The organism is Photorhabdus kayaii, assembly GCF_025384895.1.
Lineage (GTDB): Bacteria > Pseudomonadota > Gammaproteobacteria > Enterobacterales > Enterobacteriaceae > Photorhabdus > Photorhabdus kayaii.
The window spans coordinates 1-7,675 of record NZ_JAJAFZ010000112.1 but is presented as its reverse complement, the minus strand read 5'-3'; the positions used below and the strand labels follow the sequence as shown (position 1 = coordinate 7,675).

Sequence of the window (7,675 nt, the reverse complement as noted above, 5' to 3'; positions counted from 1 at the left end):
TAATAATGTAATTAATAATCAATCTCATTTTAGCAAAGAAGATAAAATAAAGTCGTGAAATAATAATAACAATTATCCGATATTTATTGCATATTTTTACTGGTTATTACAGATTATTACAATTTGTAACAAATTAAGAATTAAAAATAGTAACAATTATAATTGGTTACGAAATGTCATTAAGGATTTCCTGAATTTTGTTTATTTTTATTTAATTTTGTCTTGTTTAACTTCTGTTGAGGTTGTACCTCTTATTATCTATACAAGATTAATTTTTTCTTTGTTGGATGTTTTCTACGGTAATTCTTTCGTTAGCGTGAGTATAGTTTGAGGTTATTTTGCATCGGTTGTTTTGTTAAGCCATTCGTCAATTGAGATGCCATTATTCATCCCCCTCATATTTGCTGTTTGTCTAATTGTCTGATTCGTAACTATCTGATAAAGCGTGTTATTTCATAAAAATATCATGCCGTGACACATGATATTTTTATTCTGTTTTTGGTAGTAAGGAGCCATCAATGACTGCAAGTTTTCAAAATGAAGTCTCTAAGTCGCGTTGCGTATTAATATTAAATTGGATTTACATACTGGCGGTGCACGGAAAAAGGTTGAGCTACCGTTGAAATTGCTGGTCATGGGGAATTACAACAACAAGCGCGTTGGGAGGCACTGACCAACAACTGTATTGCGCATCTGGGGCTGATTCATCCCTGGGATTTCCTTGAGGAGGATCTATGAATAAAGAGATTTCAATTGATGACCTGATGCTTGACATTGGAATGTTAGTCATTGCGCTAAAAAGCGGTGATAAATCGGTGCACGGTGAGGCGTTATATCAAAAAGGGGTGGAGTTGATAGAAGAGGCACGACAGCAATTAAGTGCAAGTGGTATCAGCGAAGAGCACATGGCTCACATCATCTATGCCTTGTGTGCGTTGCTGGATGAAACCATATTCAGACACCCTGAGCGGGATAATGGCTATGAAACTTGGTCGAAAACGCCGTTGCAGACACTATTTTGCAATAGCAACCATGCTGGAGAACGGCTGTTTGAACGTATACGTCAAGTGTTGAATCAACCACAACCCTCTCTGCTGGTATTAGCGGGTTTCCAGCGTGTATTGGCATTGGGCTTTCAGGGGGGTGACTTGGAAAAAATTTCTCAGGAACGTCAGTCATTACTGGATATCTTGACTGATCGTGCCGGGGTGATGGTGGTGCAACCTCATCAGATGATACGCGTCAATGCAGACCGTCATCAGGGCCAATGTTGGCGTGCATGCTCTCCGTGGTTTTGGGGATGCTTGGCCATAGCCGGAGTAACTTTGGTGTGGTGCGGTCTGCGTCTCTATCTTCAGCAATATTTGTCTGTTGGGTAAGGCTAAGGAGAGCAAATTGAGTTGCGTATTAAAACGAGCGTTGTGGCTTTTAGCTGGTGTTCTGGCGGCGCTGTTATGCCTATTTTTCCTCCCGTTAGGGAATGTGTCAGTTGCATTGTGGTTGGCTGCGATCTTGATGGTAACGTTGATTGCCTGGTGGTGGGTGGGACGTACCACACTTGAAATATCCCATCAGGCCAGTATTTGCCGTTTGATGGCGGCATTACCTGCTGCTTCGTGGCGCCAGTCTGTGGTGCTAACCTGCGGAGATAGCGTGGCAACCCTGTTTGCGGAAGAATCGGTACGCTTCACGCCACAGGGCTGTTTTATCTGTGTGCCGAAACAAAGTGAGATGAGCATGCTGGTAGAAGCGATTATTGCAGCCAGACCTGATTGGTGTAGGCAGATCAGCGTGTTATTAACACTCTTTCCTGAACAGCAATGGGATCACGCGGTGATGGCGGCAAAGATCAGGGAACTTCGCTATCAGGTTGATCGTGTTACTCAACTGACCGCTTGTCATACACCAGTATTGATCGCCAGCTATCTTGATGGCGATATCAGCCCGTGGTTCGAGCTACAGGCAGATAGCTCGACAATGACGGTATGGGGAGAAAAACACGCTGCTGTTGAGATGAATATCTGGTTGACCGAAGGAGATGCACAGCAACGCGTCACACGTTTACAACAAGCGATTGTGGCGGCGGCATGGCAACGTTGGATGGTAGAAAACATCTTGAACGAATGTCAATCCCTGGAGCTGGTCAGTCGGCCTTGTTACCCGATAGCAATGGCGCTGACGTTTTTGCCACAAACGCCACAGGCAGACAGCTTATGGACGAAATGGCTGATCAACCGTACCACTTTACCCCGCATTAGCCACAGTATTGCTGAGGCGGTGAATGTATCGCCATTTCCCAATGCTATGTTACGCCTGTTGCCACATCATGTTGGTCATACACCGTACCGGCGAGCGGTCATCTGGGGCATCGGCCTACTGAGCGGGTTTGTTTGTCTGGCGTTGGCCTCCAGTGTCTGGAACAACTTGCACCTGTTACGCCAGATACGCAGTGATTTACAGCATTATCGGGTAGTTGACGTGAAAGATAGCGACGCAAAAATGCAGGCTTACCATCAACTTAAGCTTGATGCGACGTTGCTGGAAAAATATCAACGTGATGGCGAGCTGGTGCGTTTAGGGTTAGGGCTTTATTTAGGTGATCGCCTTTATACGCCATTGATGGCTGTGATCAACCATGCGGTGTTACCGGTATCTTCGCCTGCTGTACCGGAGAGTGGCAAGCCGTTGCCACAGACATTGAACCTGAGCAGCATGTCACTGTTTGACGTTGGACAGTCACGTCTTAAGCCAGAAGCGGGCAAAGTGCTGGTGAACGCATTGATCGAGATTAAAGCTAAACCGGGCTGGATGGTGGTGATAACAGGTCATACTGATTCAACCGGTGATGCCGCAAAAAACCGCGTACTGTCGCTGGCGCGGGCAAAAGCAGTACGAAATTGGATATTACAAACCAGTGATGTATCGCCGATTTGCTTTGTCGTAAAAGGTGAAGGTGCAACGCGGCCGATCGCTACCAACACAACCGCAGCGGGGCGTGCTGTCAATCGTAGGGTTGAAATCAGTCTGATACCGCCGAGGGTGGGTGCCATACGCGGGTATGGCAACTCTTTTAAGTAACTCTTTTCATTCAGCGGATGAAGTGTTTGTTAAACGTAAAACTGGCCGGGATATAACCTCGTCAGACAGATAAATTTTTACCTGAGAATGGGGGCATTTCAAACAACAAGCGACGGGTAAGCATTCGTTAAGCGATAGCTATGGCGAAACACTGCTCGTTTGTTGAATGCCGCCTAACCTCTCAATGACAACTAGGACTTTAATATGGATACCGTATTTACTGCACTATTGCGCCGCTTAAACTCCTATTGCGCACGGGCATTGGAAGCTGCCGCTGCATTTTGCCAGACACGGGCACATGCTGAAATCACGGTGGAACACTGGTTACTCAAGCTGCTTGAGGGCGGCGAAGGCGATATTACGGTGATTGCTCGACGTTATGAGTGGGATATGGATGCGTTATGGCAGTCGTTGCTGACTACAATTAACCGTTTGCCACATAGCATCAATCAACGCCCGTGGTTATCAAGCGACCTGTGTAGTTTGTTACAGGTTGCTTGGTGTGTTGCTTCTCTGGAAGAGGGTAATGAATCTATTCGCTCGGTGCATCTTTTGCAGGTGCTGCGCGGCCAACCGGCTTGGTTGCGTATTCATCATACCTGGCCGTTACTCAACTTGAATGTGACGCAACTACAACGTTTGCGCCCGTTGCTGGATCAACAATCGGACGAGCGCCCGGAGATACAGATAGCGGCGTGCCTGACGGCGGATGGATCAATCACTGAAATTGAGGATAGCGACACAGATAAATATGCGCTTAATCCTCAATTAGTGTTTGTGCATATAAAAGATCAGCAGCGCGATGACAAAGTTCTGTAAATATAGCTATTTCATCTTTGGACATATTAGACTCCACAATATCAGCCATATTGTGCCTATTTGATGCAACTCGCTGCAAAAACATTAGTCCCTTTGGGCTCAATTTAGTGACCATCTCGCGTTTATCGTTTTCCCCTGTTTCTTGTTTAATAAATTCGTTATCTTTTAGTAACCTCAGAATCTTAGACATTTTAGAGCGAGTAAAGCCGAGTTTTTCACTAATTTCAGTAGGATTCATCGGTTGATATTGCTGAAGTAAATATAAAGTATCATATTCTGCCCATGAAATACCCTCTGGGTTTGTAATGGTTCTTCTCGCAACAAGGACACACTGAAGCCTGCTCAATGCATCTTCAAAAGGTGTTACAGTAGTATCACTAGTATCTTGATTATCTGTTATCATGTGGGTTCTTTTATAACCTGAGTATTGAATAAGAAATCGAATTAACTGCCTGCCCCATAATAAAAATTTATAAAGAAAAGTAATTTTTATAGAACAGGCTTATAACTATCTACTTAATTTACGATTAAGAACAGCCAAAATTAAGAGAAAATGGCTGCTCGGTTAAGAACATCCTCATAGTCATGTAATTCTTTAATCCTACCGTTGTTCAATTTAAACACATTAATATATAAACAATAAAAATCTTTTTTATCTGGCAAGGTCTTACCATTTAGTCGATATTCAACGATAAAAGTATCAGGATTATCTGTAGAGTACAGTTCTACATCCTGAACAGAAGTAAAAATCAGAGGTGCCTGACCAAAACTTGCTGAATAATGCTCAAGTATCTGTGACTGGCTCTCAATGGTATCGCGACTGGTACGGAATGGTAACCTCAGAATGCCATCGTCACAAAATAGAGCAGCAAGTTTTGTTGGTGACTTTTCCAAAACTGCTTCTATATAGTTATCGAACACAACTTTAAACATCATTTCTCCTTAGTGTCTTATATGTTGTTTACTTTCAGTGTCATACGACTGTATGATTTCTTTATTCATAAAATAAGAAATTAGTTTTGAGAAAGTTTTTACATTAATATCTGGAAAATCGAGGCCTAAGACTTTAATGGCTTCGTGTGTACTTCGGTTGTTATAGATACTATTACCAATATTTAAAGCATTTTCTTTAAAAAGGTGGATCAGTGACCCTAGAGCCACGTCATCGCCATTGACAACCATCTGTTCGAGTTTTTCTAACCATGCTGATTCAGAAACCGTTGTGATGTCATACTCTGTTCGTGTAATAGCCAGATATGCTGGGGTAAAATCCGTGCCTTTCGGATGAAATAAATGGAAGTTTTGATGCTCATGTATCCTATTCGAGGCTGATAATGCCACAATGGCCTGACTGACGAAATCAACCGGCAATAGATCAGTAGTTAGCAATTCAGGGTATGGTGCCATTCCCATTTGGATAAAGCTTTTAATTTGTAGCCATAGAAAATCATCTTCTTGACATGCACCGGTCACACTGTCACCTGATATACGCCCTATCCGATAAATATTGATATCAATTCCTTGAGATCTGGCCTGCTGTACATACTGCTCAGCCACCCATTTACTTTGAGTATAACCGATAGATAGTGAGTTCGGATAGTCAGGGAAACTATCTTCTGTTATTGGCTGTTTGGGATAGTCCGGCGCAAAGACGGCAATAGTAGAAATATATTCCAGCTTCTTGTGTTCATGATGACAACAAAAATTAATGACTTCCACGATACCATCGACATTTGCTCCCTTAACAGAACTGTATGGAAGAACAAAGTTAATATGAGCAGCTGCGTGATATACTTTAGATACTCTTTCCGATAATGATTGATATTCAGCCTCTGTTAGATCAAACTTTGCTTTGGAAATATCCCCCACCACAATTTCAACACGTGAAAAATCAATGTCATGATCGATGCCATAGCAGTGAGCATTTTTTATTATACGTCTCAATCCAGCACTATTATCTTTGGCCCTGATTAAACAAATGACTCTACCCGTAATTTGTTGCTGTAAAGCCCGAAGCAGATAGATACCTAAAAAACCAGTAGCACCTGTGAGTAATACATCACCACTCATCGATGGATTTAATTGGCGCGTATACGTCCAATCATGCTGGATGAAAGCATCGTTAATAAATGTATTCTTTATTTCATCATCTGATTTTTTGTCGTTATTCAGATATATATCAACTGAAGTTGCCATATCACGTAAAGTAGCAGTATTAAATAGTAATTTAAGCGGAAAATCGACATTAAATTTCCTACGTAGTAAATATACTAACTGTGTTGCTAACAACGAATGCCCTCCAATATTGAAGAAATTATCTCCTGGGTTAATCGCTCGATTAGGAAAAACTTTTTGCCAGAGTAATTTTACTGTTTGTTCGGTTGAAGTCAGAACCTCTTCAATGTCGTTTTTTTCAACATCATCCGACATTTTAGTTATTTCAATGTGATGCAGTGCTTTTCGATCAATTTTACCACTGGGAGTAGTTGGAAGATCCGGCAAAAATATGAACTCATTTGGAACCATATAATCTGGTAGATAGCTGCGTAACCTAGTTAACAATTCAATGCGTTCTAATGGTTCAGTTGTGATTATGAAAGCCACCAGCATTTTGTTACCTGCTGATATTTCCTTTCCAATGACTGCGGATACTTTTACACCGTCCAATGAATTGATAACTGCTTCTATTCCTGATGGTTCAATGCGGAATCCTCGGATTTTTAACTGGTTATCCAAACGACCAAGATATGTAAATGAGTTATCGGATTTTAGTTTTATTAGATCACCAGATTTATAAGCATGTTGGCTCAGTGTACCTGGCCAGTTTCCGGTTAAAAATCGTGCTTGAGTTTCATGATCTTTGTTGTGATAACCTGGAGAAAGAAAATCACTGATAATCCAAAGTTCACCTGCGACACCAGCTGGAACTATACGTTTGTGTTCATCTAATATAAGCATTGTAAATCCGGGTAGTGGATACCCTATTGATGCGCTGTCTCCCCACGAAGATATATCTGCCAGCATGACATAAGCAGAACAAACATGACTCTCTGAAGGACCATAAAGGTTAATCAGTCTTCGGTTGGTATTAAACATATGTTTAATATCAGAAGTAAGAACCAGCTGTTCACCTGTTGAGTAAACTTCATCAAGCATTGATAGTTGAGCTTTATTCGTGGCTGTTAATTGAGCCAAATGTTGAAGTGCCACATAGGGAAAATATGCTCGGCGGATCTCGTTTAACTCAATGATACTTTGTAAATGATGTAGATCCTTACGTTCCTCTTCATCTGCAATATATAATTTTCCTCCAGTACATAAAGTGCCAAATATTTCCTGTACAGAAACATCAAAAGATAAAGACATATAATGAAGTGTGCAATCACCTTCAACGCAAATAGTGATCTCTTTTTGCCATGTAAGAAGATTGGACAGTGTCTTATTTAGTAAACGCACTCCTTTGGGTTGTCCTGTTGAACCGGAAGTGTAGATGACATATAACTCATCTTCTGGCTTCCGTTGCACTGATTGCCAGTTAACATCCCGTATAAATACCGTTTCATCTAATAACACAATTTTATGGATGGTCGCAGATAATGTTGTGACAAACTCACTGGTGGTTATGATACAATCCACCGCTGCGTCCCAGAGCATATATTCAACACGTTCTTGGGGATAATTGGGGTCAATGGGAACATAAGATGCACCTGTTTTCAAAACGGCCAGCAAAGCGGCAATAGAATCTTCATTTCGGTTTAGCAATAAACCTACTCGTGAA

Annotated in this window: 5 protein-coding genes and 2 pseudogenes; 4 read left to right on the top strand and 3 right to left on the bottom strand. The window is 41.8% G+C overall.

Going from position 1 to position 7,675, the window contains the following annotated elements; genetic code table 11:
- Positions 1–518: 518 nt before the first annotated feature.
- The 4 genes and pseudogenes from LGZ98_RS22605 to LGZ98_RS22590 all read left to right on the top strand — a co-directional run.
- A pseudogene (locus LGZ98_RS22605) lies at positions 519–652 on the top strand (type VI secretion system contractile sheath small subunit); the annotation flags it as partial.
- A gap of 82 nt (positions 653–734) precedes the next feature.
- Positions 735–1,379 (top strand): type VI secretion system protein TssL, short form, encoded by a 645-nt coding sequence (tssL, locus tag LGZ98_RS22600; RefSeq protein ID WP_113043513.1) that lies wholly within the window; start codon positions 735–737, stop codon positions 1,377–1,379.
- Positions 1,380–1,395: 16 nt separating this feature from the next.
- A complete protein-coding gene (locus LGZ98_RS22595; RefSeq protein WP_113043512.1) occupies positions 1,396–3,078 on the top strand; it encodes an OmpA family protein in 1,683 nt (560 codons plus the stop codon).
- A gap of 204 nt (positions 3,079–3,282) precedes the next feature.
- A pseudogene (locus LGZ98_RS22590) lies at positions 3,283–3,765 on the top strand (type VI secretion system ATPase TssH); the annotation flags it as partial.
- A gap of 70 nt (positions 3,766–3,835) precedes the next feature.
- On the opposite strand, the gene LGZ98_RS22585 reads toward LGZ98_RS22590, so the two are convergent.
- The 3 genes from LGZ98_RS22585 to LGZ98_RS22575 form a co-directional block, all read right to left on the bottom strand.
- Positions 3,836–4,300, bottom strand: coding sequence for a MarR family winged helix-turn-helix transcriptional regulator (locus LGZ98_RS22585; RefSeq protein WP_262978629.1), 465 nt, complete (start codon positions 4,298–4,300; stop codon positions 3,836–3,838).
- Between the two features lie 140 nt (positions 4,301–4,440).
- Positions 4,441–4,830, bottom strand: coding sequence for a nuclear transport factor 2 family protein (locus tag LGZ98_RS22580; RefSeq protein WP_262978628.1), 390 nt, complete (start codon positions 4,828–4,830; stop codon positions 4,441–4,443).
- A gap of 9 nt (positions 4,831–4,839) precedes the next feature.
- Positions 4,840–7,675, bottom strand: a 2,836-nt coding sequence (locus LGZ98_RS22575; protein WP_262978627.1) for a thioester reductase domain-containing protein, incomplete at its 5' end; no start/stop codon positions are given.

Bases quoted from the DNA above. Each gene is read 5' to 3' on its own strand.
- tssL (WP_113043513.1), top strand. From the start codon at position 735: ATGAATAAAGAGATTTCAATTGATGACCTGATGCTTGACATTGGAATG.
- LGZ98_RS22585 (WP_262978629.1), bottom strand. From the start codon at position 4,300: ATGATAACAGATAATCAAGATACTAGTGATACTACTGTAACACCTTTT.
- LGZ98_RS22580 (WP_262978628.1), bottom strand. From the start codon at position 4,830: ATGTTTAAAGTTGTGTTCGATAACTATATAGAAGCAGTTTTGGAAAAG.